Here is a 26,895-nt window from a genome sequence, read left to right as displayed (position 1 = left end):
GCATCTATCTGTCGTAACCATTATGGTTTCGACTGTCGGCAAGGATCGATCAGCGAGGTGGAGAACAGTGAATAAACCGCTCACGGGCAAGGTCGCCCTGGTCACCGGAGGATCCCGCGGGCTCGGGGCCGCGACCGTACGGATGCTGGCCGAGCAGGGGGCCGATGTCGCGTTCACGTATGTCAGCTCCGACCAGCAGGCGGGCACGGTCGTCGAGGAGGTGCGCGCACGCGGAGCCAAGGCTGTCGCCTTCAAGTCCGACCAGGCCGACATGGGCCGGGCCCCGGCCCTGATCGACGAGGTGGTCGCGTACTTCGGCGGCCTGGACATCCTCGTCAACAACGCCGCCATCTCGCCGGAGCAGGGCCGCACGGTGGACGACCCGGACGTCGACACCGCCGCTCTGGACCGGATGCACGCCACGAACTACCTCGGCGTGATCGCCGTCATCCGGGCCGCCTCCAGGGTGCTGCGCCCGAACGGCCGCATTATCACGGTAAGTTCCGGACTCGGCTCCCGCGTCGGTCTCCCGGGACTGGCCGACTACTCGGCGACCAAGTCCGGGGTCGAGAGGTACACCATGGGCGTCGCGCGGGACCTCGGCCCCCGCGGCATCACGGCCAATGTCGTGGAAGCCGGACTGATGGAGAGCGGAATGGAACCGCCGGACGCCGAGACCCTCAAGGCACTGCTCGGCGCCCTGTCCCTCCAGCGCATGGGTCACCCCGACGAGATCGCCGCGGCGATCGCCTTCCTGGCGAGTCCCGCCGCGTCGTACGTCACGGGCGCGGTGCTCGACGCCCACGGCGGCTACAACGCCTGACTCCGCAGACCGGGGGTGCGGAGGCTGAGCCGGCGCACTCCGTGCCCCGCGGGACCCCACCGGTCCGCCCGAGGGAGTGGCAGCGTCCTGCACCGTGGCGTTCGACGGGACTCACACTTCGGACGGGATCTACAGTTCTGCCATGAAGATATGCGTTTTCCTCTCCGCCGCAGACCTGGACGAGCGCTACACCCGGCCGGCTCGTGAGTTCGCCGAGCTCCTCGGCAAGAGCGGTCACACCCTGGTGTGGGGCGGATCCGACACCGGCCTGATGAAGGTCGTCGCCGACGGCGTACGGGAGAGCGGCGGGCGCCTCGTCGGCGTCTCGGTCGAGTTCCTCCGCACCTGGATCAGGGACGACGCGGACGAGATGGTGGTCGCCAAGGACCTCGCGGAACGCAAGGCTCTGCTGGTGGCGGGGTCGGACGCGGTGGTCGTGATGGTCGGCGGGCTCGGCACACTCGACGAGGCGACGGACATCTTGGAGCTGCGGAAGCACGGGCTGCACGACAAGCCGGTGGTACTGCTGAACACGGCGGGGTTCTACGACGGGCTGGCGCTGCAGCTGCGGCGGATGGAGGCGGAGGGCTTCCTGCCCGTGCCCCTGGACCAGTTGGTCTTCGTCGCCGACGAGGGGGCCGAGGCGCTCGCCCACCTGGAGGCGGCGCTCGGAACAGCGTGACCGGTCGGCGACGAACCGGCGGTGACGCGCTCATCGGCGAAGCCGACCGGGGTGGTGGTCAGGGGTGACGTACTGACGTCGAAACCGGCCGGCGGGGGTGTGCTGTGCTCGGCGGTGACGCCCTGAGCGCTGAGGCCGCCTCGCGACGGTCGCGCGGGAGCCTCGCCCCCTGTGACAACACCCGGACCGCGCGGCGGCCGCGCGACTCTCGGTTCAGGAGCCTTGCGCCGAGAATCCGGTCCGCCACGAGGGGTATGCGGGGTTCCAGCCCCGCGAGCGGGCCAGGCCGTTGGCCGCGCCCCGAGCCCAGCTCGCTTTTCCTGAGGTGGGCCGCGGCTCCGGCAGCCCCAGAGCGGTGGCGAGAACCGGGACCCACTCGCGTCCCTGTGCGGGCTCGTCGTCCACGATGTTCACGGGACCGGACGGCCAGTCGAGGGCGGCGACGGCGGCGTGCGCCGCGTCGGTGACGTGCAGGAACGAGGTCACGGAGAGGTCCGCCTCGACGCTCCCGAGGAAGCGGGCCGACGGATCGCCGGCCAGGGCCCCGGCTGCGGGGCCGCCCGGCGCGTACCAGGTACCGGGGCCGTACAGGACGCCGTACCGCAGAACGACCGCCGTCGCCAGCTCGGCCGCCGTCTCCTCCAGCGCCCGGATCCCCTCCACGAGCCCTCCGCGCGGTTCGGCCGCCCCGACGTCGAGAGGCACGCTCTCGTCGGCAGGACCCTCGCCGGGCACGTACATCCAGGACATCGATTGGACGACGATCCTGGTGACGCCCGCGGCGCCGGCCGCGTCCACCAGATTGCGCGTTCCCTCCCGGCGCAGCCGGTTCGTCGCCTCTCCGTCCGCCTCCGCCAGGTCGGTGAGCTGATGGATCACCGCGTCCGGCGCGGCCGTCATCACCGCCTCGCGCAGCGCCTCCCGGTCGAACACGTCGACCTGGAAGGCCGACGCGCCCTGCCGCCGTACACGCTCGGTGCCCCGGGGCGTACGGGAGATCCCGGTGACCTGGTGACCCGTCTCCAGCAGCAACGGAACGAGCAGTCGGCCGACCGCTCCGGTGGCACCCGCGACGAAGACGTGCATGGGAGATCCCTCTTCCGGCCGGTCCGGGCATCATCGTGCACCCGATCGAAACAAAACTAGCAATATGCGGACACAATCGCCGGTTCAGGACGGTGTGCCGAGGACATCCCGGACGGTGCCGGTCACCGGGCCGGTCCGGGCCCGCGCGGGGCGTCCGGTGGCCGCCGCGGCGCCGGTGGTCAGGGCGGCACGACGAGGCCGAGGCCGCAGGTGCGAGCCGTCAGACGTCACCGTCCGGGCTCTCGTCCCCCGTCAGCTTGTACGTCAGGGGCCGGCACGCGTTGAACCGCCAGATGAAGAGGTGGTAGATCGCCGCACCGATGACCGCCCCCAGGACAGGAACGATCAGGTACACCCACAGATCGGTCGCCTGCCCGGAGAGGGCGGCGGGACCCAGGGACCGGGCCGGGTTGATCGCTCCGCCGCTGAAGCGACCCAGCAGGGCGATCACCAGCGCCACGCACAACCCGATGACGTACGGCAGGAGGCGGACGAGACGGGGATGGGCGAGGAAGTAACCGACGATGAGGATCAGGGCCATCATGCTGCCCCCCTCGGCCAGGAAGACGGATGCGGCCTGCCAGTCGGGCGCTGGTCCGATCGCGCCGTGGGAGACCGTCGGAAGGGTCACCGCATGCCCCCACACCAGGCGGGCGAGGCCGGTACCCGCCACGGAGCCGGCGAGCTGGGCGATGACATAGGGCAGGACACTGCGACCGGGGAAGGCGTCCACCAGCCACAGGGCGACCGTCACCGCCGGATTCATGTGACCTCCGCTGCGCCTGCCGGGCGGGGTGAAGATCAGTCCGGTGAGGATGGCCCCGCTGATGAGGCCGATGACCGCGAGCGCGACGCGCAGGTCGGCGATGAACAGGGGCGAACCCGGGTCGCGCAGCCAGCGCACGACGGTCACCGCGAGGAACAGCAGGACGGTGGTGAGCAGGAACTCGTCGGCGGCACGCGCGAGGGGCAGCTGTCGGGGGAGAGGAGGGGCGGGATCCACCATGGTCTCCTGACGTCGGCCCGCCGAAACGGCGACGATTCCGGAACATTCACACAACAACACAACAACACAACATCGTGACGGCGCAATGGCGCAACGGCGCGGCCACGCCGATACGGCCAACCGACACGCGGGCCCGCTGTCGGTTGTCGGCTCTCGCGTCAGTGTCGTGCACCGTCGTGGTTCCCGGCGTCGGGGCGCCGGGAACCGATTCGGTGCACTGCCCAGCATCCACCCTCGTGTGCGGGCCCGCAGCACACAGGCCCCTTGGAGTCCTTCCGCCCGCCGCTCGGGGCCGGGGCGGGCGGGACGGACTCCGGAGGACGTCCGGTCCACGGGCCGGCGACGCCGGACGGCCACTGCGGGACGGCAGGCCCGCACGGGTACGTTCCCCGCCCCGCCCCGCCCCGCCCCGCCCCGCCCCGCGCCGGCCCACCGCCCTCGCCGGATCAGGAGCCTGCGGAAGCGAGGGTGCGCCGGGCCGTGACGACGGCGACCCGTCCCGGACGCCTCAGACCTGGGGCGGAGCGACCGGCGGCTGCCTCTTGTGCTCGGTGTTGTGGTACCTGCGCACGATCGACTCGTAGGCGGGCCCGCCCACCGGCTTGCCCTCCAGGAAGTCGTCGATCTCGTCGTACGTCACACCGAGCGCGTCCTCGTCGGCCTTGCCCTCGTCGAGGGTTTCCAGGTCGGCGGTCGGTGTCTTCCAGATCAGCGAGGCAGGCGCCCCGAGGGCCTCCGCGACGGCCCGCACCCGGCGCTTGTTCAGCCCCGAGAGCGGCAGCACGTCGGCCGCGCCGTCCCCGAACTTGGTGAAGAACCCGGACACCGCCTCGGCCGCGTGATCGGTCCCCACGACGAGTCCCTCATGGGCCCCGGCGACCGCGTACTGCGCGATCATGCGCTGCCTGGCCTTGATGTTGCCGTGCACGAAATCCTGGTGCCGTTCGTCGCGGAACGCCACGTCACCGGCCAGGCAGGCTTCCAGCGCGGCGTCGCTCGCCGCCTTCACGTTCACGGTCAGGGCCCGGTCGGCCCGGATGAAGCCGAGCGCGAGCTGGGCGTCGTGCTCATCGGCCTGGACGCCGTACGGCAGCCGCATGGCGTAGAAGGTCGCCTCGTGCCCGGTGCTCCGCGCACGTTCCACCGCCAGCTGGCACAGCCGGCCCGCAGTGGTCGAATCGACCCCGCCGCTGATCCCGAGCACCAGCGAACGCAGTCCGGAGGACGTCAACTGGCCCGTGAGGAAGGCCACTCGGCGCTCGATCTCCGCCTGCGCGTCGAAGGTCGCGCTCACGTGGAGGATCCGGGCGATCTCCTGCTGAGGGCCGGTGGGCGCCGGGTCGGTCACGAGTACTCCTCGGGTCGGTGCGGGTGTCGAATTCTATGCCGACGGCCCGCCGGGACCCGTGGGCGGGCGGCGAAGGAGACGACGGCCCCTTCCCGGCGAGGCGGCCGGACCGCCCGTCCCCCCGGCCTGATGCCGGGCGGGGTGGCGCGCGGGGCGTCGGGCGACCGCCTCCGTGCCGGGGTACGGGGCTCTCGCTGAGGCCGGTCCTCGGCGCTCGCGTTCCTCCTGGCCGGCGACGACCGTACGCGGGTGCCGTCCCCAACGTCCGTCCCCTTCTGGGCGCGGATCGTCGCGGTCTCGTCCTCGGGGGTGATGGGGCGCCGGGGTGCCGGGGTGTGGGGTGGCGGCTCGGCGAGCCCGTGGGACGGCTCCCCAGGGGCCGGACGCCGAGCGATGGCCACCGGTGGCATGCGGGACGATACTGAACAAATGTGTACAGGTGGTGTACCCGGTGATCGCGATGTACGGATCCTTCACGACTTCGAGCCCCGTGTGTCCGTTTCGCTGGAGCCGGTCGACTCGGTGACGGTCACCACACTGATGGACAACGTCAGCGACCTGCTCATGCCGGATCAGGGACCGGCCAAACGGGCGCGGCCCGGGGGCAGGAGGCCGGCCTCCACCATGGAGGACGGGTATGCGCTCGAACCGCTGCTGGCAGAGCACGGTTTCTCCGCCCTGGTGACGGTCGTGAAAGCCGGACGCGAGCACCGGTTCCTGTTCGACGCCGGGACGAGTCCGGACGGGGTCGCGGAGAACATGCGGCGTCTCCACGTCGATCCGTCCTCCATCGAGGTGATCATCTGCAGCCATGGCCACTTCGATCACACCACCGGTCTCGACGGGCTGATCCGCGCACTGGGTGGCCGGGTGAATCTGCCGGTGCTGATCCACCCCCACTTCTGGCGGCGCCGACGCATGACGCTGCCCGGCGCGGATCCGCTGGAGCTTCCCACCACGAGCCGCCGCGCGCTGGAGGGGGCCGGGTTCACGGTGGTCGAGGACCAGCAGCCCAGTTTCCTGTTCGAGGGGTCGGTCCTGGTCACCGGCGAGGTGCCCCGGACCACCGGATACGAGCCCGGACTGCCGCCGCAGCAGGCCCGGCTCGGCGGAAAATGGGAGCCGGACCCGCTGGTCCTGGATGACCAGGCACTGGTCATCGACATCCGGGGCAAGGGCCTGATGGTCCTGACGGGCTGTGGCCACGCGGGTGTGGTGAACATCTGCCGTTATGCCCGTCGGCTCACGCACGACCGGCCGTTGCACGCGGTGGTGGGCGGATTCCACCTCAACGGGCCGGTGTTCGAGCCGTTGATCCCAAGGGTCCTGAGGGATCTGGGGGAGATGTCACCGTCGGTGCTCGTCCCCGCCCACTGCACCGGCTGGCGGGCCCAGCACGCGATGGCATCCCGGTTCGGGGAGGCGTTCGTGCCCAACGCGGTGGGTACCGAAGTGGCGTTGTGAGGTCCGGCCCCCGGGTGTCGCGTCCCCGGGTGTCCCGTCCCCGGGTGCCCGGGCTCCGGGTGTCCGCGCTCCGGCCGTGCCGAAGGACCCGGTAGTGCATGTGCGGTGGGACGCCGGTGAGTCGGTGACGACCCCCCGGAGCCGGAGCCGGAGCCGGAGCCGGAGCCGGAGCCGGAGCCGGAGCCGGAGCCGGTAACGAACCCGGGGCCGGGGCCGGAGCCGCATCGCGGCCGGCCGTCGGCATCGGCGGGTGGCGGCAGGCGCGTCACCTTGCCGTCAACACGGTCCGGACCCGGCCGTGTTCCGAAGGGGATCCGTCGTGTCATGCGGGGACCTGACGCGGCAGATCCGGTTCCCACGCGGCGGTGCCTCCCCCCGGAACCTGGCGCCCCGTGGCTGTCCGTGCGTCCTGCCGCCATCGCTCTGTGCTCACGAAGTATCACAGTAGGCGATTGTCACCAAAATTATCTTCCAGATTCCAGACGAAATTGTTGACGATCGTGTTAACTTCCGCTTCAGTCAGGGAGCTGGGTCCCGGTCGAGGCCTATGACCCGCTCCCCGCAGACCCGTTCGCTCCCTGGAGGTTCGATGCGCATCGTGGACACGCACACCCATGTGATCTCGCCGGATACCGTGCGATATCCGGTCGGTCCCATCGGTGGACGGCAGTCCGAGTGGTCGCTGGCACACCCGGTGGACATCGACGGCCTGCGGCAGGCGCTCGACCAGGCCGGCATCGCCAAAGCCGTGGTGGTGCAGGCCTCAACGGTGTACGGACACGACAACCGTTATGTCGTCGAGGCGGTGCGGACCCACCCCGACACGTTCGTCGGTGTCTACTCGCTCGACGCCATGGCACCCGACGCGGTGGCCAAAATAAAGCACTGGCAGGGGCAAGGCCTTTCGGGCTTCCGGCTGTTCACCACCGGAACCACCATGCCCGGCCAGGCGGACTGGCTGGGGCACGAGGACTCCCACCCCGCCTGGGCCTACGCCGAGGAACATGACATCCCTGTCTGCCTCCAGATGACGATCCAGGGACTGCCCGCGCTGCGCGATCTGTTGGAGCGGTTCCCCGGAGTGCGCGTCCTGCTCGACCACTGCGCGCGCCCCGACCTCTCCGACGGCCGGCCGTATGTCACGTCGAAGGAACTCTTCGAACTGGCGGCTTTCCCGGGTGTGTTCCTCAAACTCACCCACCGGGCCCTGGCGGCGTCGGCGAAGGGCGCCTCGACGCCCGCGGACTTCCTGGCGGACCTGGTCGCGGCGTACGGCGCCGGCCGTATCGCCTGGGGTTCCAACTTCCCGGCGGCGCAGGGCAGTGCGGCGGACATCCTCGCGGAGGCCCGCGAGATGGTGTCCAGCCTGCCGGAGACCGACCAGGAAATGATCTTCGGTGGAACAGCCGCCGCGTTCTACCCCTCCGTCGCGACCACGGGAGACCGTCGTGCCTGAATCCACCGTGCTGCGTGCCGTGCTCGCCGACTACCCGCACACGACGCCGCTGAAGAACGGCCTGATCGGCGACGACCGGGTACGGCTCGACTTCCACACTGTCTCCCCGATCCACCGGGCATTCGCGCCGATGGTGCGTGACGAGGCCTACGACCTGAGCGAACTCGCCGTCGTCACCGCCCTGCAGGCGATCGCCTACGGGCGTCCCGTGGTACTGCTGCCCGCCGTCGTCGCCTCGCGCTTCCAGCGCGGCTGCCTGATCGCCCACGCGTCACGACCGATCGCACCGCGGGAACTGGCCGGCAAGCACATCGGGGTACGCGCCTACACCCAGACGACGGGGATGTGGGTCCGCGCCCATCTCGCCGAGGACTACGGCCTGGCACCGCAGGACGTCCGCTGGACCACCCGCGAGGGCGCCCACGTGGAGCAGTACGCCGACCCCGGGTTCGTCGAGCACGACACCGAGGACGGGAGTCTGCTCGACCTGCTGCGCGAGGGGCGCATCGACGCCACCATCCTCGGCAACGACCTGCCCGGCGGCGACGAGTTCGTCCCGGTCGTCCCCGACGCCGTCGTACGCGACCAGGAGTGGTGGCGTCAGCACGGCTTCATGCCGATCAACCACATGGTGGCCGCCGGGTCCTCGGCCTGCCGCGGGGACGCCGAGGCGATCCGTGCGGCGTACGCGCTGCTGCGCCGCGCCGACGACACCGTCGAACGACCCGAGGGCGCACCGTCGCCCACCCTCTTCGGCTTCGAACAGCTCAAGGAGCCGATGGAGTTCTTGATCGACGCCTGCCTCGCGCAGGGACTGCTGCCCCGACGCCTCGGCCTGGACGAGGTGTTCGGGCCGGCCAGGGACGTCCTCGGCCACGCCGCGGACTGATCACGCGGACGCAGGCCGGATATCGGCGCCGGACATTCAACGGAGAAACCGGAAACGATGAGCGAAACCACAGCAACTGCTGCCCCCGTGCCGGGACAGGACCAGGGCAGAAAGAAGCGCACCCCCTTCTACCGCGACCTGGCCTTCCAGGTGCTGGTGGGGGTCGCCCTGGGGGTCGCCGTGGGCGACTTCGCCCCCTCGATCGGACACCATGTCCAATTCCTCGGCGACATCTTCATCCACCTGATCCAGATGGTCGTCGGCCTGATCATCTTCTGCACGGTCACGCACGGGATCACCAGTGTGCGCGACCTCGGCAAGGTCGGGCGCATCGCCGTGAAGTCCCTCGTGTACTTCGAGGTGATCACCACGATCGCCCTCGTCATCGGCCTCGTCGTGGTCAACGTGCTCAAGCCGGGCATCGGCATGCACATCGACCCGTCGTCGCTGCACGTCGACCCCTCCAGCACGGCGCCGGCCAAGTCGGAGGGCTTCGACGACTTCCTGGTCAGCCTGGTCCCGACCTCCGCCGTGCAGGCTTTCGCCCAGGGCGACATCCTGCAAGTGCTGGTCTTCTCCGTGCTGTTCGCCTGCGGACTGGGCTCACTGGGCGCCAAGGCGCAGCCCGCCCTCGACATCGTCGACAACGTGCAGCAGGCACTGTTCTGGGTCATCCGGAAGGTGATGCGGATCGCGCCGATAGCCGCCTTCGGCTCCATCGCATTCACGGTGTCCCGCTACGGGCTCGGGACCCTGCTCCCTCTGGGCCGGCTCGTCGGTGTGTTCTACCTGATCTGCCTCCTGTTCTTCGTGTTGGTGCTGTGGCCGGTCTCCCGGTACGCGGGGGTCAGCCTTCTGAAGCTGCTGCGCTACATCCGCGCGGAGTTGTTCCTGGTGCTGGGCACCAGCTCGTCGGAGAGTGTGTTCCCGCAGCTCACGGTGAAGTTGAAGAAGCTGGGGGTGGACGAACCCGTGGTGGGCCTGGTGCTGCCCACGGCGTACAGCTTCAACCACGACGGCACCTGTCTGTACTTCGCGGCAGTCAGTGTGTTTCTGGCCCAGGCCACTGGTACGGATCTGAGCTTGACCGCCCAACTTGGCCTGCTGTTGATCCTGTTGCTCACCTCGAAGGGTGGTGCGGGAGTATCCGGATCGGCGATAGCCGTGCTCGCGCTCACCCTGAGCGCGACCCACACCATCCCGGTCAGCAGCATCGCCCTGATACTCGGTGTCCACAGCATTCTCTCCGCGGCCTTCGTGTTCACCAACATCGCGGGCAACTGCGTGGCCACCCTGGTCGTCGGGAAATGGGAGAAAGCGGTGGACCGGGTACAGCTGCGTGCCGAACTCGACGCGGGGTACCAGGCCGCGTGAGGGAAGGGGGAGGGGCGAGCGGGTGACGCTCGGCCCTCCCTCCGTCCTCCGTGCGCTCGCGGATTGCCCGGCCCCTTCGCATCGGTGCGCACGGGCTCAGGGCGTGGCCGTACGCGCACCCGTTTCGTCCGAGCCGCCCCGTCCGCCCCGGCACCGCGGTGCGCCGGGAGAGGTACGGGACACCACGGGAGAAGTCCGGCCGCCCACGGACGGATGGCGGGGCGGGACAGAGGTCACGCCCCGCGCGGCGGCGGCCGCCGCCCCCGCCGCCCCGCACGGCCGCACGGCTTTCGGACGTATCCGGCTGGCGAATCGCGCAGATCGGATCGGTCGCGCAGGCGATGGCGGAAGTCGAACAGAGCGCGCCGTTGAACGCGGGGGCCCCGCGCCCCGTACGGACAGTCGTCGACACATGAGGAGTGGATTGTGATCCGTACGGTTGTGGGCGTCGTTCTGATTCTTCTCGGCGGTCTGTGGATCAGCCAGGGGACGGGCGTGATGAAGGGCTCGATGATGTCGGGCCACGGCCAGTACACCTGGCTCGGCATCGTCGTCGCGCTGCTCGGCATCGCGGGGGTCGTCTGGGGCCTGCGGGCCCGGGGGAGGGGGCAGGGTCAGCAAGCGTCGTAGCCCCGCCTCGGCTGCGCGGGACACGCGAAATCGGTCCCGGTCGCGGGCGCCTCGGTGCCCGGGCCGGGCCGCCCGCTCCGCACGGGCCCGCACGAGCCCGGCGGGGAGGGGAGCGGGGCGGCGGTGGTCGCGCGTCAGCGCAGGTGCCGGATGACCTCGGCGAACGCGGCCATGTGAGGCTCCAGGACGCTGACGTAGCTGAGGCCGAACTCCTCGCGGTAGCGCCGGAGCCGGTCCGCGATCTCTTGCGGTGAGCCGACCAGCACACCGGGCAGCTGGGTGAGCTGCTCGTCGTCGAGGCCGCTGGCCTGCCGGATGATCGAGAGGTCGACCTGGTCCACGCTCCCGCCGACCGCCGCGACGAACAGGTTCAGCTCGATGTCGCCGAAGCGCTCGCCGGCGGCTTCCCGCAGCACCTGGACGCGGCGGGCGAGCGCCTCTTCCGGGGCGAGGCCCGGTGTCAGCCCGGCCATGATGGAGAAGCTGAAGATGTCGGCCTCACGCGCCGCCAGCTTCAGCATGCGGTCGCCGGCGCCCCCGAGCATGATCGGCGGCCGGGGGTCGTCGTCCTGCGCGGCGAGCAGCGCACGCGTGTCCGTCAGGAGCGACTCCAGTTTCCGAAGGCGCTGGCCCGGGGTGCCGAAGGGCAGGCCCACGGCCTCGAACTCGGCCGGTACGTAACCGGCGCCGAGGCCCAGTTCCAGGCGGCCGTCCGTGAGGCGGTGCACGTCGGCGACGTCCCGGGCCAGGTACGCGGGGCTGAGGATGCCCGCGTTGAGCACGAACGTGCCCAGGCGCATGCTCGTCACGTCGGCCGCGGCCACCAGCGCCGGGAACGGCGCGGCCACTCCCAGATGGTCGGCCACCTGAAGCACGTCGTAGCCAAGGTCCTCCACCTCGCGCACGCGAGCGTGCCAGGCGGACCGGGAGCCGACGTTGAACAGACTGACGCCGAAGCGGAACGGGTGTGGGGTCATGACAGCCCTTCGTGCTGAGGAGCGGTGAGCCGATGCGGTCGAGAGATACAACGTGGGCGGCGGCTGTTGTGTTCACACCGCGCCGGAAAACCCACCCTACTGACGGCTGCTGAACCGGCGGAACGCTGACGGAGCCGTGTCGTGCGGCGCTTCGCCGGTCCGCGCGGGATGGGCGTTCCTGGCCTCCGCGATGCCCGCGCCGCGGCACGCTCGCCGGGTGGCTCGCGCTCCGGCACGCTTCGCCGTCAGGGGCGGGCCCGCCGCCTCTCCTCATCAGCCGTCCGTCGGCCGTCCGTTCGTGCGTCTGTGCTTTTGTCCCTGCGTCCCTGCGTCCCTGCGTCCCTGCGTCCCTGCGTCCGTGCGTCCGTCGTGGGTCGTTCGTCGTATGCCGGGTGACCGGTGATGCCACCTTGACCGGCTCGAAGAAGGGCCCGCGACAGCATGACCCAGATCAATGACGAGCGAAATGAATCTGCTTCATCGCATCGGAGGGTGCTGCGGAGCCTGCCTGACCGTTCGGCGGGCCATGGCGTCCCCCGTGAACTGCCCCGCCACCGGGGCGGAAGAAATTGATTTCGGTACGACTCTTCCCCCGGCCCGGCTGGAGTGCCATAGTGACGGCGCGAATGAATCCAACTCATCCGAGCTGAGGGAGCGATCCGTGTCTGGCGAAAGCGTTACCCCGTCCGAGGGGGCCAAGGAGCCGGCCACCGCGTACCGGCCGGGATACGAGCTGGTCGCGGAGCAACTGCTCACGTACATCGCCGAGCAGGACCTCATGCCGGGCGACCGGCTCCCGACCGAGCAGGGACTCGCGCTGATCCTCGGAGCCACCCGCAACGTGACGCGCGAAGCGATCAAGGTGCTCGCGGCGATCGGGCGGCTGAGTGTGCGCAGGGGGGCCGGGATCTTCGTCGCGGCCTCGCCCGGCGCGCTGAACGACGACCGGCTCGCGCACTTCCAGCCGACCAGCATGGAACACGTGATGATGCTGATCGACTACCGGCATCTGATCGAGTCCGACACGGCCCGCAAGGCTGCCGGCCTCGCCACCCCGATCGAGGTGCGGGCCATCTGCGAGAGCGCCGAGGAGTCCCACACGGCGGGGCTCGCCGGCGACGTGCAGGGGTTCGCCGCGACCGACGAACTGTTCCACGACTCCGTGAGTGTCGCCGCGCACAACGTCTTCCTGCGCTCTGGCGTCACCACCATCCGCAGGCTGATGTCCCAGACCGACATCCTCCTGTTCCACGGTGATGTGCCGGGGTCGCTTGAGGCGGCGGGACGGCAGCACCTCGCCATCGCCGACGCCATCGCCTCGGGCGACGCGGAGAAGGCGGCAGAGCTGATGCAGGCGCACATCGACACGACGCGTCAGCAGGTCGAACGTAAGATCCGCGACCGGCTCTTCAACCTGACCTCACCGCCCGCCGCCGCTCCTGGGCCCCGCAGGGCGGACGGCGGAGTCGCCCAGGAACCACCGCCGGAGGTGTCAGCCTCGTAGATCCGACCGTGGCACCACCATCGGGAGTGCGCCCTTCGCCGCCCCGGTGTGAACGTACGGGACGCCCCGCCCGGCACCGCTGAGGTTCGGCGGTGTGAGGCCCGCGGCGCGCCGACTGCTCGGCGCGCCGCAGCATGAACCCGCCATCGGTGTGAACAAGCATGCGAAGAATGGTTTCTTCGGTCGCTTCGTTCTCCCGCTCTTCCGGCGTTCCCCTTGAGCCGTGCACCCTCGCGTGGTCACGGCCCCGCCTCCGTCCGCATCGCCGCCGGCCCACGACGGGCCCCGGCCCCGCGGCGGCACGGCATCCGCGAGACCCGGGCCCGCGGGCTCCCTGACGTCCGCAGGGCGTCGCCCTGAAGCCGCCCGCCCGTTTCACAGAACAGAAAGCAAGGATGAAGATCACTCATGTCGAGGTTCACCGGATCGACGTTCCCCCGGCCGATCCGCCGTTCTCCTGGCGGCAGGGGCTGAGCGGGAGCGCACCGAAGGGCGACGGCGCGGTCCTGCGCATCGGAACCGACGAAGGAGCCGAAGGCGTTGCGGTGTTCGCCCGACCGGGAGCCGCCGTGACCCTCCAGGATCTCGTGGACCGGGTCTTCCGTGACGAGTTGATCGGTGCGGACCCGTTCCAGCGGGAGTGGCTCTGGCACCGGGTGTGGGAGCTGGACCGCATCCACGAACTCCCGCTCCCCACGCTGGGCCTCATGGACATCGCCCTGTGGGACCTCGCGGGACGGGTCCACGACCAGCCGGTGTGGCGTCTCCTCGGGGGCTTCCGCGAGGAGATACCCGCCTACGCGTCCACCTCGACCTTCGCCACGACCGAGGAGTTCCTCGATGTGGCGGACCAGTGCCTCGCGCTCGGCTACCGGGGCATCAAGCTCCACGCCTGGGGCGACGCGCGGCGCGACGCGAAGCTGTGCCAGGCACTGCGCGCCCACGTGGGGCCCGACGTCCCGCTGATGTACGACGGCTCCGCCGGGTTCGACCTGCCCGACGCCATCGTCCTCGGCAGGGCACTGTCCGAGGCCGACTACCTCTGGTACGAGGAGCCGATGCGCGAGTTCAGTGTCAGCGCCTACCAGAAACTCGCGGAATCCGTGTCCGTACCCCTCCTGGTCGCCGAGACGTCGGACGGCGCGCACATGAACTCGGCCGACTTCATCAGGGCCGGGGCCGCCACCTTCGGTGTGCGCGCGGGCACCACGCTCCGCGGGGGGATCACGGGCGCCATGCGCACCGCGCACCTGGCCGACGCGTTCCGCGTGCGTGCGGAGGTGCACGGGTCCGACATCCCCAACCACCACTTGTGCATGGCCATCTCGAACACCACCTACTACGAGTCCCTGGTCACCTCGACCCGGGTCGTCCGTGAACGGCACGTCGACGACCAGGGTCTGGTCCACGCCCCCACCGGACCGGGGATCGCCCTGCCACTGGACTTCGGCTACGGCAGCGAACTCCAGCGCTTCGTCGAACAGGCCCGCTGACGGCACGCCACGGCGGCGCGTCCGCCGGCTGGTCCCTTCCCGCGCCCTCCCCGGCGCACCCACGTACACGCAGCAGAAAGGCAAGACAATGAGGTCTTCCGGATCTCCTACCGAGCGGCACCGCGGACGGCGCACGACCAAGCTCGGGGCACTGGCCCTGTGCGCCGTCACGGTCGTACTGGCGGGTTGCGCCAGCGCCGACCCGACGCCCGGTGCTTCGTCCCACGCCTCGACGGCACAGGCGTCCACCTTCAAGGCCCCGCCGCAGAAGGCCGGCTCCGAGATCACCGTCTGGACCGACTCCACCCGCCTCCCCTCGGTGCAGAAGTACGAGAAGGCGCATCCGGATGTGAAGATGAACGTCGTCACCTACGACGGCGGGGCCGACGGGTCCACCTACCTCCAGACGAAGGTGCAGCTGTTCGACCGGGTGGGCAAGGGCTGGCCCGACGTCGTCTTCGGCACCCCGAACGACACCACCTGGGCCTCGCAGCCGACCAAGCCGGGCGCCACGGCGTTCGCCGCGCCCGTCGACGAGAACGGCCTCGTCCCCCAGGCGACGCTGGACGGCTTCGCCAAGGGCTCGCTCACCCCATGCCAGTACGACGGGCACACCTACTGCCTGCGCAACGACATCGCGCAAGTGGTGCTCTGGTACAACAAGTCCCTGATGGACAAATGGGGTTATTCGGTCCCCACCACCTGGCCCCAGTACGAGGCCCTCGGCAAGAAGGTCGCCAAGGAGCACCCCGGCTACCTCGTGGGATCGGTCGGTGACACCAACTCCCAGGAGTCGTACTTCTGGTCCAGCCAGTGCCCCGCGTTCGACCAGACGAAGCCGGGCACCCTCCGTGTCGACCTGGGGGACTCGCACTGCACCCGGATGTCCTCCCTCCTCGACGGCCTGATCTCGGCGAAGGCGGTCAGCAAGCAGGGCTTCTTCAGCCAGGGCTTCGCCAAGAACAGCGGCAGCAAGGTCCTGATGGCGGTCGGCCCCTCCTGGTACGGCCAGTACCTGTTCAAGACGGCCTTCAAGACCCCCGCCAAGCAGGTGGCCGCGGCACCGCCGCTCACCTGGCCCGGTGACACCGCACCCGCGACCGGCAACGTCGGCGGCGGAGTGTGGATGGTCTCCTCGCACAGCGCCAACCTGAAGGCGTCGGCCGCCCTCGCCACCTGGCTGACGACGTCGAACGACAACCAGGCGACGGCTCCGACCTACCCGGCCTACACCCCGGCGGCGAAGGCGTGGCTGGCGAACCCGGCGAACAGCGACTACTTCGCCGACGACGTCAGCACGCCGTTCGAGCAGGCCGCGCAGTCGGTGTGGACCGGCTGGGCCACCACGAAGTTCTCCGACGCCACCGCCTGGTCGAGCATCGTGCTGCCCGCCCTCACCGCGGGTCACAGCCTCACCTCGACCCTGCCGGCCTGGCAGAAGGCCATCAGTGACGAGGCCCGGGCGAACGGCTACCAGGTGGCCGGCAAATGACGCTGCTGGAGACCCAGCGCGTCGTCGTGCCCGCCTCCCGCACCGACGCCGGGCCGCGGCGTCGGTCGGGGGGCCGGGCGGGCTACCTCTTCGTCGCGGGATACACCCTGTTCCTGCTGGCGTTCGGGGTCTTCCCCACCTGCTACGCGTTCTACCTGGCGTTCACCAACAGCATGGGCCAGTTCACGGGCCTCAACCAGTTCGTCAAGGTGGCGAAGGACTACCGCTTCCTGCCTGCCTTCGAGCACATCCTGATCTACCTCGTGCTCTGGCTGGTGGTTCTGGTCGTCCTCACGGTCCTGTCCGCGGTGCTGCTGCGCAGCCGGGTCGGACCACGCACCTCGGCCGTACTGCGCTTCCTCTACTACATACCGGGCGCCCTGGCCGGCGTGGCGAGCGTGCTGGTGTGGCTGTTCATGCTGGACCCCGACGTCAGTCCCGTGTCGTGGCTGCTGAGCGCCCTGGGCATGAACAGCTTCGCGGCGGTCCTGTCCCCGGGCAACCTTCCGGTGATCTTCCTGCTGATCGCGTTCTGGACCGGCGCGGGCGGCTGGATCGTGGTGATGTACGGCGCGCTCAACAACATCCCGGACGAGGTGATCGAGGCCGCCCGGGTGGACGGTGCGGGGCCGTGGCGCATCGCGTGGTCGGTGCAGATCCCGATGGTCCGGCAGTGGATCGTCTACATGACGATCCTCGCGTTCGCCTCCGGCACACAGTTGTTCGTGGAACCGCAACTCCTCCAGACGGCCAGCCTGGGGCGCGTCAGTCCTACCTGGTCGCCCAACCAGTTGGCCTACGTCTTCGCCTTCCAGCAGGGCGACTTCAACGGCGCGGCCGCCATCTCGGTGTTCCTGCTGGCCGTCGGCCTCATCGCCGCCGGCCTCCTCGTCTCGCGTTCCAGCATGTTCAGGTTGGATGAGAAATGACAATGCACGTGGCCGCGCGACGGCCCACATCCGGCCGTGCCCCACGTCGCGCGGTGTCCCTCCTGGTCGTAGGCGTCCTGCTGGCCGTTCTCCTGGTGTTCTTCGTGCTCCCGGTGATCTGGGTGCTGCTCGCGCCGTCGAAGACCGCGGACCAGATCGTCCATGACGCACCGCTGTCGTTCGGGTCGTTCGGCCAGTTCGGGGCGGCATGGCGGCACCTGTTCGCCTTCCAGAACGGCGCGATGCTGACCTGGCTGCGCAACTCCGCCATCTACGCGGGCGGTTCGCTGGTGCTGACCCTGGCCGCCAGCGTGCCCGCGGGTTACGCTCTCGCGCTGACGAGGTTCCGGGGCCGCAAGACCCTCCTCATGATCACGCTGGTGACCATGATCATGCCGTCGGCGACCCTTGTCCTGCCGGTCTTCCTGGAACTCAACAAGTTCCACCTGATCGGCACCGTGTGGTCGGTGATCCTGCCCTTCTCGTTCTACCCGTTCGGTGTGTACCTCGTGTACATCTACTTCGCCACGAGCCTGCCGCGCGACCTGCTGTCCGCCGCGCGGATGGACGGCTGCAACGAGTGGCAGCTGTTGACGCGCATCGCGCTCCCGCTCGCCAAGCCGGTGATCGGACTCGTCGCGTTCTTCAGCTTCGTCGGCAACTGGAACAACTTCTTCCTGCCCTATCTCGTCCTGCCCAACAGCAACGAGTTCCCGCTCCAGGTCGGCCTGAACCAGTTGCTCACGTCGACCCCCTCCTTCAATCCCGTGGCGGGTGCGGGCCTGGACATCACCATTCCGGAACTCGCCCTGGCGATCGTGATCGCCGTCCTGCCCGTCCTGGTCCTCTTCCTCTTCTCGCAGCGGACCCTCGTCTCGGGGATGCTCGCCGGAGCCACGAAGGAGTGACCCGGCGGCCGGATCGCGCCTGAGCGCACAAGGGCCGACCGGTCGCGCGCGACGCGGCACGGGCGACCTTCCCGCTCCGGCCCCATCCCCACCTTCACCCTCACACTCCGGGCACACCGCGCCCGCCGGACACACCGTGCCGACGCGGAGCTCCCGGCTGCCCATGACAACCCTCCCGGCCGGGGAGGCGGCCGCAGCACGCAGCACGCAGCACGCAGCACGCAGCACACGTCACACGTCACACGTCACACGTCACACCGGGACGGGTGTCCGCCCGATGCCCGTCCCCGGTACCAGGAAATCTCCCCTCCATCTCGAATCGACGACGTCTCGGGAGTGCACACATGTCCGAACACCGACCATGGCGCCTCGGCCTCTGCGCGAGCATCGGCGCGACCGTGGCCCTGCTCTCAGGTTTCCTCTCCACGGGTGGGGCGGTCGCGGCCCCGGCGGCCGGTGCCGCCGGCCCCCTCACGTACTCCGTCGCACCCGACGGACACGGCGACACCTGCTCGCCCGGCCGGCCCTGCGCGCTGACGACCGCGCAGAGCGAGGTGCGGGCCGCGACCCGTACGCAACGGAGCGACATCCGGGTGGTCCTCGCGGGCGGTACCTACCGGCTCGACCGGACGCTCGCCTTCGACGCCGCGAAGGGTGACGGCGAGCGCGACGGCCACACCGTCACCTACGCGGCGGCGCCCGGCGCGCACCCGGTGCTCAGCGGCGGTGAACGCGTCCAGGGATGGAAGAAGGACGCCGACGGCGTGTGGCAGGCCACGGTGCCGGCCGGCACGGACACCCGGCAGCTGTACGTGGACGGAGTCCGCGGCGTTCGCGCCCGGGGGGCCGCCCCGACGCAGTTCACCCGTACCGCCACCGGCTACACCACCTCCAACACGGCTCTGGACGCCTGGAAGAACATCTCCGACACCCAGTTCGTCTACGACGTGGGCTGGACCGAGATCTACTGCGGTGTGGCCTCCGTCTCGGGCACGGCGGTCACCATGGACCAGCCCTGCTTCGACAACTCGACCAGGAAGCGCTACGGCGTCAACGCCGACCTGCCCACCTACGTCGAGAACGCCAAGGAACTGCTGAACGACCCCGGCGAGTGGTACCTCGACAAGTCGGCCCACACCATCTACTACAAGCCCCGTGAGGGTCAGGACCTCGGCGCGGCCGACGTGGAGCTCCCGCGGCTGCAGACCCTGGTCTCCGGAACGGGAACCGAAGCCCGCCCCCTGACGGGGCTCGCGTTCAGCGGCATATCCTTCGAGTACGGCGGCTGGACCGATCCCAACGGGCTCGACGGCTTCTCCGAGGTCCAGGCCAATATGCATCTGACGGGCGACGACGCCTGGGAGAAGCAGGGATCCTGTGACCGCTACTCCACCACGGACCCCGGCACCTGCCCGTACGGCAACTGGACGATGACGCCCGGCAACGTGGTCTTCGACCACACCAAGGGTCTGGCCATCACGGACGGCACCTTCCAGCACCTGGGGGCGGCCGGTCTGCAACTCGGCCGCGACGTCGACGACTCGACGCTTCAGGGCAACGTGTTCACCGACATCTCCGGGAACGGCGTCGAGATCGGCAACGGCACCGACGCGGCTCCCGCGGACGTCTCGCTGCTGCCGGCCCGCAACACCGTCGCGGACAACTGGGTGCACAACGTCGCGGTCGACTACACGGGTGGGGTGGGCATCTTCCAGGGCTACACCCGGGACGACGTGATCGAGCACAACCAGGTCAACGACGTCCCGTACAGCGGCATCAGCTCCAACTGGGGCTGGGGACACACCGACACGAAGACCAGCGGGAACAAGATCCTCGACAACCTGGTCTTCGACCACATGCAACTGCGCTCCGACGGCGGCGGCATCTACGTCCTCGGACAGCAGGGCGACTCGATCGCCGACGGCCTGCTGGTCAGCGGCAACGTGGTCCGCGACGGCAACAGCGCGGGCGGCGGTCACGCCATCTATACCGACGGCGGCAGCCAGAACGTCACCCTCAAGGGCAACGCGATGTTCGGCAACGGCGTCTTCTCCATGGGCGGGTGCAAGGAGGACAGCCTCCCGTACGGGAACTTCTCCTTCACCGGCAACTACGTCGAGAACACCACACCGGACTGGGCCTGCGGCAATCCCGACAACCTCACCCTCGACAACACCCAGGTCGGCTCCGACGGATCCGGTGTGCCGGCGGCGCTCATCGCCGACGCCGGGCTCGAAGGGCGGTACGCGCACCTGACTGCGGCGCCGGCGGGAGCGGCCGCGGACAACCTCGCCCTGGGCAAGCCCGTCCAGGCACAGTTCCTGGACGGCAGCACGGCCGACCTGCAGCCGGGGACCCGACTGGCCGCGGCCACGGACGGGGACCCCGGCACCTGGGTCCAGGCGAGCGGTCAGTTCCGCTGGCAGCTCGTGGTCGACCTGAAGAAGGCGCAGTCGCTCGGTTCCGTGACGGTGGGGATGCCGCAGCAGCACTTCGCCACCGACTTCCACATCGACGCCTCCACGAACGGAAGGGACTTCACGACCGTCGGCACCGTCTCCGGGAGCGGCTGGGGCACCACTCCGGTGCAGTTCTCCACTCCGGTCACCGCTCGCTACCTGCGCGTCGTCGCCGACAAGCCCGACGGCGGGGGCCAGCGGGGCGACCAGATGGCGATCGGGGAGGTCGGTGCCTACGCGCCGGTGCCCGGAGCCGCCGACCTCGCTCTCGGTGCCCCCACCCAGGCCCTGTTCATCGACGGGACCCAGGCGGACATGCAGCCGGGCTCGCTGCCCTCGTACGCCACCGACGGGGACCCGGGCACCTGGTCGCAGGCGACCGGGCAGTACCGCTGGAGCCAGCAGGTCGACCTGTCGCGGCCGCGGTCGGTCGACCTGGTCACTCTCCAGCAGCCTGAGGGGAAGTTCGCCACGGACTTCCACGTCGACGTCTCCGTCGACGGCTCGACCTGGTACACCGTGGCCCGCCACGCCGACACGGCGGCCGGACTGACCGGTGTCCAACTCGACAGGCCGGTGACGGCGCGGTATGTGCGCGTCACGGCGGACCTGCCCGACAACGGGGGCCAGACCGGTGGTCAGATGGCCGTCGGCGAAGTGGGGGTTCCCGCGCTGACGGCGCGGTAGAGGACAGCGGGAGGGGCGGCGGACAGTACAGGGGTCCGCCGCCCCTCCTGTGCGTCGCGGGCCGTGGCACCGGGCGGGATGCCTTCGCTGCCGGGCCGGGGCCGGGCCGATGCGGCGCCGCTCGCCCGCTGCGCCCGCTCCACCGTGCGGAGGTTGCGCGTCTCGCGGCGGCGTGCTCCCGTCGGGCCCGCACGCCCCCACCGCGCCGGTGCGACCGATGCCGGGTGGGGGTAGAGAGAGGCTGTCAACAGCGTGGAAAGCGTCAGTGAAGAACGGAGGGGTAGCGAGCTTCTTGTCGGTACACCGACAATACGTTGACCCTTCGCCGTCCGGGCGCCGCTCGGTTCCCGGGCCGATCCGAGAGGACCACCATGCGCACGCCTCTCCTCGCCATCCTGACCACCTCCGCCCTCGGCGCAGCCGTCCTGGCGGGCGCCACGAGCGCGGCGGCCGCGGCCCCGGCCGGGGGCGGACCGGTCGCCTCCACCGTCCCCGCGGCGGCCACCGCACCCGCAACCACGCCGGCGGGCCCCGCGGCGGCCGCCTCCTTCGCCGGTACCGTGGCGCTGAGCAACTGTTCGGGCTCCCTGGTCCGGATGCCGAACTCCCGCTCGTCCGACCCCGCGTTGGTCATGACGAACGGCCACTGCATCGAGACGGGCTTTCCCAGCGCGGGCCAGGTCATCACCAACCAGTCCTCCACCCGCAGTTTCACGCTGCTCAACGCCTCCGCCGGCAGTGCGGGAACACTCAAGGCGAGCAAGGTCGTCTACGCGACGATGACCGACACCGACGTGACGATCTACCAACTGACCAAGAACTACGCCCAGATCCAGCAGTCCACCGGGATCGCCCCGCTGACCCTCTCCGCCACCCACCCCGTGCAGGGCCACGCGATCAACGTGGTCTCCGGGTACTGGAAACAGGTCTACTCCTGCGCCGTCGACGGGTTCGCGTACCGGCTGAAGGAGGACCAGTGGACCTGGAAGGACTCCGTGCGCTACACCCCGGCCTGCCAGGTCATCGGCGGCACGTCGGGCTCCCCGGTCATCGACACGACGACGGGACAGATCACGGCGATCAACAACACCACGAACGAGAGCGGAGAACGCTGCACCCTCGACAACCCCTGCGAGGTCGACCAACAGGGCGTCGTCACCCTCCACAAGGGCACCGGCTACGCCGAGGAGACCTACGGCATCCCGGCTTGCTTCACGACGGGCAACACACTGAACCTCGCGGCGGCGGGATGCGCGCTGCCGAAGCCGTCGGGGTCACGCTGACCTGACACCGGGGTGGCCCGCCCCCTGCGGGAGCGCGCCACCCCGTCGTCCCCGGCCGGTCGTCTCGCGCCCGGCCGGGGACGACGGTCACCGCCCGGCCCCGTCTCCCTGCCAGGTGACGAGCAGGCGTTCCGGGCTGCGGGAGGTGGTGCCCAGGCGCCAGCGGACGGCGTCCGGCGGCTCCGCGAGGCGCAGTCCCGGGAAGCGGGCCGCCAGCCGGCCGAGGGCCAACTGGAGTTCCAGCCTGGCCAGCCACGCGCCCAGGCAGTAGTGCGGTCCGGCCCCGAAGGACAGCGTGGGGGCCTCCAGCGGCGCGAACAGGTCGTCCAACGTGGCGGCGGGGAAGACCGCGGGGTCGCGGTTGGCCATACCGCAGTCCGCGACGACCACCGCGCCGGCCGGGACGAGGACCCCGCCCACCGCGACGTCCTCGCAGGCGCGACGGATGCTTCCGCGGTCGTCCCCCAGGGGGATCAGGTGGATGAGGCGGTCGGCCGCCGTGCCCGCCGACTCCTCGTCCAAGGCGAGGCGCGGCCAGTCCCCGGGTCTCTCACCGAGCAGGTACAGGAGCGAGTTTCCGAGCATCGTCATCGTGCTGTCGTGGCCGCCCACCACCAGCCCGCAGACCAGCGAGACCAGTTGGGCCTCGGGGATGCCGCCCTCCGCGTCCGCCGCCAGGACCAGACCGCTGACCAGATCGTCCCCGGGCTCGCGCCGCCGGGCTGCCAGCAGTTCCGCGCCGAACGCCGAGAACTCGGCCAGCGCGGCGCCCACGACGTCCCCCTCATGGGAACCGTCCGAGAAGGCGTGCTCGCTCCAGTGCCGCATCCGCTCCCGCGCCGCCGCGTCGAGCCCCATCAGCCGGCTGATCACGGCCACCGGCAGCGGGAGCGTGAACTCCGCGACGATGTCGACCGGTCCCGTACGCAGTCCCGGCCCGTCCAGCAACTGCTCCACGATGGACGCGATCCAGGGCCGCCAGCGGGCGACAGCCCTCGGGGTGAACGCACGGCGCATGGTGCGGCGCAGGCGCAGATGGCCGGGGCCGTCCTGGTTGAACATCAGGTCCGGGTCGTTGACCAGGCCGGGCGCCGCCGAGAGGCCCGGCCCGTCCGGCGCGTACAACTGGGCGCGTCCGAACCGACTGTCTTGGAGGACCTGCCGCACATCGGGGTAGCGGCTCACCAGCCAGGCCGGGGAGCCGTCGGGCAGTGCGGCCGGCCGGGGCGGACCCGGCGCCGCGAACTCCATCCGGTGGAGCGCGGGCAACAGGGGTGCGGGGACGCTGTCGTCGGTGAAGGCGGGGGGCATGCGAACCTCCTGGCTGAACCTGCTCGCTGTATCTGCTCGGCATGGGGGGTACGGGCCACGGACGGCGCCGAGGGCGTTCGACGTGAGCACACCGCTTCTTCGGAGGGCGCCACGGTCAGCGTCCCGTCCCGTCCCGTCCCGACCGACCCGACCCGACCCGACCGGGCCGCACGCACGTCACGTTCTTCGGTGTCCCGGTCGCGACGAACGGCGCCACTGTCTTCGCGGCTCCGGCGAAAGCCGCGGATCGCCCTCGTCCTCGGCGCTCCGGCACAAGCCGGGGACGGCGCCCCGGTGCGACGCGTGGCCGCCGGGGCGCCGTCCGCCCTCACAGCTCGACCAGGACCTTGCCCAGGTTGGCCGCCCGGTCGTGATAGAGGCTCCCGTAGGCGGTGGGGATGCTGTCGAAGCCGTGGTGGAGGGTGTGGTCGCAGACGAGCTCGCCCCGCCTGACCCGGCCCCCCACCTCGGTGTGCAGGGCCCGCCAGTTCGCGTCGGTGAACCACTCCAGGGAGAAGATCCCGCGCACGGTCGTGCGCGGGAACATGATGTACGGCAGCAGCCGGGGCCCGACCGCGTCCCGTCCGACCTGGGTCGCCCACTGCCAGCACACGGCCACCTGGCTGCCGACGTTGAGCATGGAGAACACCGCGTCGGTCACCGCGCCGCCCAGGTTGTCGAAGTAGCGGTCGACGCCGCCGGGGGCCGCCGCGGTGAGGGCGTCCCGGACGCTCGCGGTGCTGTCGCCCTGCCGGTAGAGGACCACCGCGTCGAACCCCAGCCGTGTCAGGTACTCCGCCTTGCGCGGACTCGACGTCGTTCCGACCACTCGGGCTCCGGCGATCCGGGCCAACTGTCCGACCAGCGACCCCACGGCGCCCGACGCGCCGCTGATGACGAGCGTGTCGCCCGGGCCGGCCGTGAGGAACATGGTGAGCGTGCCCCAGGCCGTCATGCCGGGCCCGCCCATGGAGCTGAGCGCCGTCGCCAGGGGCAGCGCGTCGTCGTACCAGCGCGGATCGAGACGCCGGAAGGCGGGGAAGACCATGGGGAAGGTGCCCGTCTGCCAGAGCGTCGGAGCGCCCGTACTGACCACGTGCGACTGCCAGCCGCCGAAGCCCTGTACGAGGTCGCCCGGCCGGTGGGCCGCGAGCGGTCCTGCCTCCAGCACCTCCATGATGGAGTCGGCGCCCATGTGCAGCCCGAGCGGGGTGTCGAGGGCGATGCCCTGGAGGTAGGGGTCGACCGAGACGTAGAGCGTCCTCAGCAGCATCCCGTCGGGTGTGAGGTCGACGTCGATGTCCTCGACCACCTTCTCGTAGACCCGGTCGACATCGGGAGTGCCCTCGATGTGTTCGCGGACCACCCACTTCTTGACCTTCATCGCGGCTGCCTTTCCACGCCTGCGGGGTTTCGGCCGGGGGTGGCGGGGATGTCGGGGCGCCGCTCGACCGGAATGACGAGGTGGGTAGGCGGTGGCGCGGAGTCGTCGACGGAGGCGGTGAACTCCCTGCCGTCGTCGCGGCAGACGAACTGCATGACGTGCCGGCCCGCCGCCGCCGCACGGATCAGGCCGCCCGTGGTCGCCCAGACGCCCGACAGGTAGAAGTTCGCGAGGCCCGGCAGCCCGGGGCCGTGCCGGCGCACCAGATCCTCCAAGGTCTCGCCGCTCTCCACGAACGGCTGCCACCCGAGGACCGTCCCGTCGTGGTTGCCCGTGTAGCGCACGTGGGTGAGGGGACTGGACACGTCGCGGACCGCGATCGCCTGCTCGATGCCCGGGTATCGCTCGTCGAGGAAGCGTACGAGCGCGGTGCGCGCCCTGCGTTTCGCCGCGTAGTAGCCGGGCCCGTGCCGCACGGGAAGGGTGTGGAGCTCCTGGCCGCCGCGGGTCCTCGTGACCCGTTCGGGGCCCTCGTCCAGGGCGCGCCAGGGCGCGATGTCGCAGAAGTACGTGGCGTAGACGACGGCGGTCCCCCTGGGGGAGAGCTCGGGGTAGTGGAGGCTGCGGAACTGGACGTTGATGCTCGGGTGGCGGATGCCGGTCAGCTCGGCCGCCTGCGCGTCCGTCAGCAGGTAGGTCGTGCAGGGGTCGCCCTGGGGGAACGGCCGGTCGAGACCGAGGAAGAGGGTGAAGTAGCCGGGGAAGACCATGCCGGGTTCGTTGATGGTCCTCGTGTACAGCCGCCGGTAGGCGTCGCCCAGGTAACGGCCCCCCAGGAGCTTCATCATCGTGGTGGGTCCGTCGCAGGCCGACACGACGATGTCGGCCCGCAGTTCGCGCCCGTCGCCGAGGCGCACGCCGACCGCCCGGTCGTTCTCGACGAGCACCTCCTCGACCATGGTGTTGTACGTCACCCGGCCGCCGAGCCTGCGGTAGCGCCGCTCGATCGACTGCGCGAGGCCGAGCGATCCCCCCTCGGGCACGCCCGCTGAGAGGTTGGCGTGCGACGCGAGCTGGAATTGCGTCGGCAGCACGGGGAACGCCGGATGCCTCTCGTACAGGACGAAGTTGAAGGCCTCCCGCAGCAACGGGTCCTCGAACCGCGCCGAGTAGTCGGACATGAGCACCGAGAGGGACGTGCGGACGGCACTCACGTACGGGAGGAACGACGCGAGCATGCGCCAGCGCTCCATCCGCCCCATCAGGCCGACCGGTTTGAGGAACGGATAGACAGCCAGCGCCTTGCGGAAGGCCCTCAACTGACGGCAGAAACCCCTGATCTGCCGTGCGTCGGCAGGGGAGAGCTCGCTCAGATGGGCCTGCAGCCGGTCCGGGTCGGAGTAGAAGTAGACCGCTCTGCCGTCCCGTCCGCGCACGATGTTGAAGACGTCGAAGTGGCGTACCTCCTTGCCCTGCAGCGCACCCAGCTCCAGCCAGATCTGGTGCATCTCGTTGCCGGGGCCGCTGCCGAGCATCCAGCTCACGCACGCGTCCAGGGTGAACTCGCCGCGCCCCCAGGCGGTACAGCAGCCCCCGGGGACCTCGTGCATCTCCAGCACCCGGGTGCGGTAGCCGTTCATCTGCGCGTAGCAGCCGGTGGAGAGACCGCCGAGCCCCGCACCGATGATGATCATTGTTTCCCTGCCGCGC

General features: G+C 70.3%; 21 protein-coding genes. 14 read left to right on the top strand and 7 right to left on the bottom strand.

What is annotated here, in order from left to right; all coding sequences use genetic code 11:
* The first annotated feature begins 67 nt into the window (after nucleotides 1-67).
* Complete coding sequence (locus OG310_RS02555; RefSeq protein ID WP_329454221.1) at nucleotides 68-823, top strand: SDR family NAD(P)-dependent oxidoreductase; 756 nt, start codon at nucleotides 68-70, stop codon at nucleotides 821-823.
* Between the two features lie 142 nt (nucleotides 824-965).
* Nucleotides 966-1,505, top strand: a complete 540-nt coding sequence (locus tag OG310_RS02550; RefSeq protein ID WP_329454220.1) for a TIGR00730 family Rossman fold protein — start codon at nucleotides 966-968, stop codon at nucleotides 1,503-1,505.
* Between the two features lie 213 nt (nucleotides 1,506-1,718).
* On the opposite strand, the gene OG310_RS02545 is transcribed toward OG310_RS02550, so the two are convergent.
* The 3 genes from OG310_RS02545 to nadE form a co-directional block, all read right to left on the bottom strand.
* On the bottom strand, nucleotides 1,719-2,591 hold the full coding sequence (locus OG310_RS02545) for an NAD-dependent epimerase/dehydratase family protein (RefSeq protein WP_329454219.1): 873 nt from the start codon (nucleotides 2,589-2,591) through the stop codon (nucleotides 1,719-1,721).
* 220 nt (nucleotides 2,592-2,811) lie between these two features.
* The gene (locus OG310_RS02540) at nucleotides 2,812-3,597 is read right to left on the bottom strand and encodes an MIP/aquaporin family protein (protein WP_329454218.1); all 786 of its coding nucleotides are present in this window, start codon (nucleotides 3,595-3,597) and stop codon (nucleotides 2,812-2,814) included.
* Nucleotides 3,598-4,105: 508 nt separating this feature from the next.
* Entirely contained in the window at nucleotides 4,106-4,945 is an 840-nt protein-coding gene (gene nadE, locus OG310_RS02535; RefSeq protein ID WP_329454217.1) for an ammonia-dependent NAD(+) synthetase, read from the bottom strand.
* 492 nt (nucleotides 4,946-5,437) lie between these two features.
* Between nadE and OG310_RS02530 the strand changes: the two genes are divergently transcribed.
* The 5 genes from OG310_RS02530 (at nucleotide 5,438) to OG310_RS02510 (ending at nucleotide 10,758) form a co-directional block, all read left to right on the top strand.
* Nucleotides 5,438-6,409, top strand: a complete 972-nt coding sequence (locus OG310_RS02530) for an MBL fold metallo-hydrolase (RefSeq protein WP_329454216.1) — start codon at nucleotides 5,438-5,440, stop codon at nucleotides 6,407-6,409.
* A 589-nt stretch (nucleotides 6,410-6,998) separates the two neighbouring features.
* Complete coding sequence (locus OG310_RS02525; RefSeq protein ID WP_329454215.1) at nucleotides 6,999-7,865, top strand: amidohydrolase family protein; 867 nt, start codon at nucleotides 6,999-7,001, stop codon at nucleotides 7,863-7,865.
* Nucleotides 7,858-8,754 (top strand): hypothetical protein, encoded by an 897-nt coding sequence (locus tag OG310_RS02520; protein WP_329454214.1) that lies wholly within the window; start codon nucleotides 7,858-7,860, stop codon nucleotides 8,752-8,754. Before OG310_RS02525 ends, OG310_RS02520 begins: the two co-directional genes overlap by 8 nt.
* 57 nt (nucleotides 8,755-8,811) lie before the next feature.
* The gene (locus OG310_RS02515; protein WP_329454213.1) at nucleotides 8,812-10,128 is read left to right on the top strand and encodes a cation:dicarboxylate symporter family transporter; all 1,317 of its coding nucleotides are present in this window, start codon (nucleotides 8,812-8,814) and stop codon (nucleotides 10,126-10,128) included.
* Between the two features lie 426 nt (nucleotides 10,129-10,554).
* Nucleotides 10,555-10,758 (top strand): hypothetical protein, encoded by a 204-nt coding sequence (locus tag OG310_RS02510; RefSeq protein WP_329454212.1) that lies wholly within the window; start codon nucleotides 10,555-10,557, stop codon nucleotides 10,756-10,758.
* Between the two features lie 134 nt (nucleotides 10,759-10,892).
* On the opposite strand, the gene OG310_RS02505 is transcribed toward OG310_RS02510, so the two are convergent.
* Nucleotides 10,893-11,735, bottom strand: a complete 843-nt coding sequence (locus tag OG310_RS02505; RefSeq protein WP_329454211.1) for a TIGR03621 family F420-dependent LLM class oxidoreductase — start codon at nucleotides 11,733-11,735, stop codon at nucleotides 10,893-10,895.
* Nucleotides 11,736-12,396: 661 nt separating this feature from the next.
* Between OG310_RS02505 and OG310_RS02500 the strand changes: the two genes are divergently transcribed.
* The 7 genes from OG310_RS02500 to OG310_RS02470 all read left to right on the top strand — a co-directional run bounded on the left by OG310_RS02500 (nucleotide 12,397) and on the right by OG310_RS02470 (nucleotide 22,490).
* On the top strand, nucleotides 12,397-13,239 hold the full coding sequence (locus OG310_RS02500) for a FadR/GntR family transcriptional regulator (RefSeq protein WP_329454210.1): 843 nt from the start codon (nucleotides 12,397-12,399) through the stop codon (nucleotides 13,237-13,239).
* Between the two features lie 395 nt (nucleotides 13,240-13,634).
* Nucleotides 13,635-14,732 (top strand): enolase C-terminal domain-like protein, encoded by a 1,098-nt coding sequence (locus OG310_RS02495; protein WP_329454209.1) that lies wholly within the window; start codon nucleotides 13,635-13,637, stop codon nucleotides 14,730-14,732.
* Nucleotides 14,733-14,820: 88 nt separating this feature from the next.
* Nucleotides 14,821-16,224 (top strand): ABC transporter substrate-binding protein, encoded by a 1,404-nt coding sequence (locus OG310_RS02490; RefSeq protein WP_329454208.1) that lies wholly within the window; start codon nucleotides 14,821-14,823, stop codon nucleotides 16,222-16,224.
* Nucleotides 16,221-17,153, top strand: a complete 933-nt coding sequence (locus OG310_RS02485; RefSeq protein ID WP_329454207.1) for a carbohydrate ABC transporter permease — start codon at nucleotides 16,221-16,223, stop codon at nucleotides 17,151-17,153. Before OG310_RS02490 ends, OG310_RS02485 begins: the two co-directional genes overlap by 4 nt.
* A gap of 2 nt (nucleotides 17,154-17,155) precedes the next feature.
* Entirely contained in the window at nucleotides 17,156-18,061 is a 906-nt protein-coding gene (locus tag OG310_RS02480) for a carbohydrate ABC transporter permease (RefSeq protein WP_329459996.1), read from the top strand.
* Nucleotides 18,062-18,405: 344 nt separating this feature from the next.
* On the top strand, nucleotides 18,406-21,207 hold the full coding sequence (locus tag OG310_RS02475; protein WP_329454206.1) for a discoidin domain-containing protein: 2,802 nt from the start codon (nucleotides 18,406-18,408) through the stop codon (nucleotides 21,205-21,207).
* 371 nt (nucleotides 21,208-21,578) lie between these two features.
* Entirely contained in the window at nucleotides 21,579-22,490 is a 912-nt protein-coding gene (locus tag OG310_RS02470) for a S1 family peptidase (RefSeq protein ID WP_329454205.1), read from the top strand.
* Between the two features lie 87 nt (nucleotides 22,491-22,577).
* On the opposite strand, the gene OG310_RS02465 is transcribed toward OG310_RS02470, so the two are convergent.
* The 3 genes from OG310_RS02465 to OG310_RS02455 form a co-directional block, all read right to left on the bottom strand.
* Entirely contained in the window at nucleotides 22,578-23,801 is a 1,224-nt protein-coding gene (locus OG310_RS02465) for a cytochrome P450 (protein WP_329454204.1), read from the bottom strand.
* Nucleotides 23,802-24,129: 328 nt separating this feature from the next.
* Complete coding sequence (locus OG310_RS02460; protein WP_329454203.1) at nucleotides 24,130-25,185, bottom strand: MDR family NADP-dependent oxidoreductase; 1,056 nt, start codon at nucleotides 25,183-25,185, stop codon at nucleotides 24,130-24,132.
* A complete protein-coding gene (locus tag OG310_RS02455) occupies nucleotides 25,182-26,879 on the bottom strand; it encodes a phytoene desaturase family protein (RefSeq protein WP_329459995.1) in 1,698 nt (565 codons plus the stop codon). The genes OG310_RS02460 and OG310_RS02455 overlap by 4 nt, the downstream gene beginning before the upstream one ends.
* Between the last annotated feature and the right edge of the window lie 16 nt (nucleotides 26,880-26,895).

Source organism: Streptomyces sp. NBC_01497, assembly GCF_036250695.1.
GTDB lineage: Bacteria > Actinomycetota > Actinomycetes > Streptomycetales > Streptomycetaceae > Streptomyces.
This window is presented reverse-complemented; position numbering and strand designations above follow the sequence as displayed.

Excerpts from the sequence above, each read along its gene's own strand:
- OG310_RS02550 (WP_329454220.1), top strand. The coding sequence starts at position 966 with ATGAAGATATGCGTTTTCCTCTCCGCCGCAGACCTGGACGAGCGCTAC.
- OG310_RS02545 (WP_329454219.1), bottom strand. The coding sequence starts at position 2,591 with ATGCACGTCTTCGTCGCGGGTGCCACCGGAGCGGTCGGCCGACTGCTC.
- OG310_RS02540 (WP_329454218.1), bottom strand. The coding sequence starts at position 3,597 with ATGGTGGATCCCGCCCCTCCTCTCCCCCGACAGCTGCCCCTCGCGCGT.
- OG310_RS02525 (WP_329454215.1), top strand. The coding sequence starts at position 6,999 with ATGCGCATCGTGGACACGCACACCCATGTGATCTCGCCGGATACCGTG.
- OG310_RS02515 (WP_329454213.1), top strand. The coding sequence starts at position 8,812 with ATGAGCGAAACCACAGCAACTGCTGCCCCCGTGCCGGGACAGGACCAG.
- OG310_RS02505 (WP_329454211.1), bottom strand. The coding sequence starts at position 11,735 with ATGACCCCACACCCGTTCCGCTTCGGCGTCAGTCTGTTCAACGTCGGC.
- OG310_RS02495 (WP_329454209.1), top strand. The coding sequence starts at position 13,635 with ATGAAGATCACTCATGTCGAGGTTCACCGGATCGACGTTCCCCCGGCC.
- OG310_RS02490 (WP_329454208.1), top strand. The coding sequence starts at position 14,821 with ATGAGGTCTTCCGGATCTCCTACCGAGCGGCACCGCGGACGGCGCACG.
- OG310_RS02485 (WP_329454207.1), top strand. The coding sequence starts at position 16,221 with ATGACGCTGCTGGAGACCCAGCGCGTCGTCGTGCCCGCCTCCCGCACC.
- OG310_RS02480 (WP_329459996.1), top strand. The coding sequence starts at position 17,156 with ATGCACGTGGCCGCGCGACGGCCCACATCCGGCCGTGCCCCACGTCGC.
- OG310_RS02475 (WP_329454206.1), top strand. The coding sequence starts at position 18,406 with ATGTCCGAACACCGACCATGGCGCCTCGGCCTCTGCGCGAGCATCGGC.
- OG310_RS02470 (WP_329454205.1), top strand. The coding sequence starts at position 21,579 with ATGCGCACGCCTCTCCTCGCCATCCTGACCACCTCCGCCCTCGGCGCA.
- OG310_RS02465 (WP_329454204.1), bottom strand. The coding sequence starts at position 23,801 with ATGCCCCCCGCCTTCACCGACGACAGCGTCCCCGCACCCCTGTTGCCC.
- OG310_RS02460 (WP_329454203.1), bottom strand. The coding sequence starts at position 25,185 with ATGAAGGTCAAGAAGTGGGTGGTCCGCGAACACATCGAGGGCACTCCC.
- OG310_RS02455 (WP_329459995.1), bottom strand. The coding sequence starts at position 26,879 with ATGATCATCATCGGTGCGGGGCTCGGCGGTCTCTCCACCGGCTGCTAC.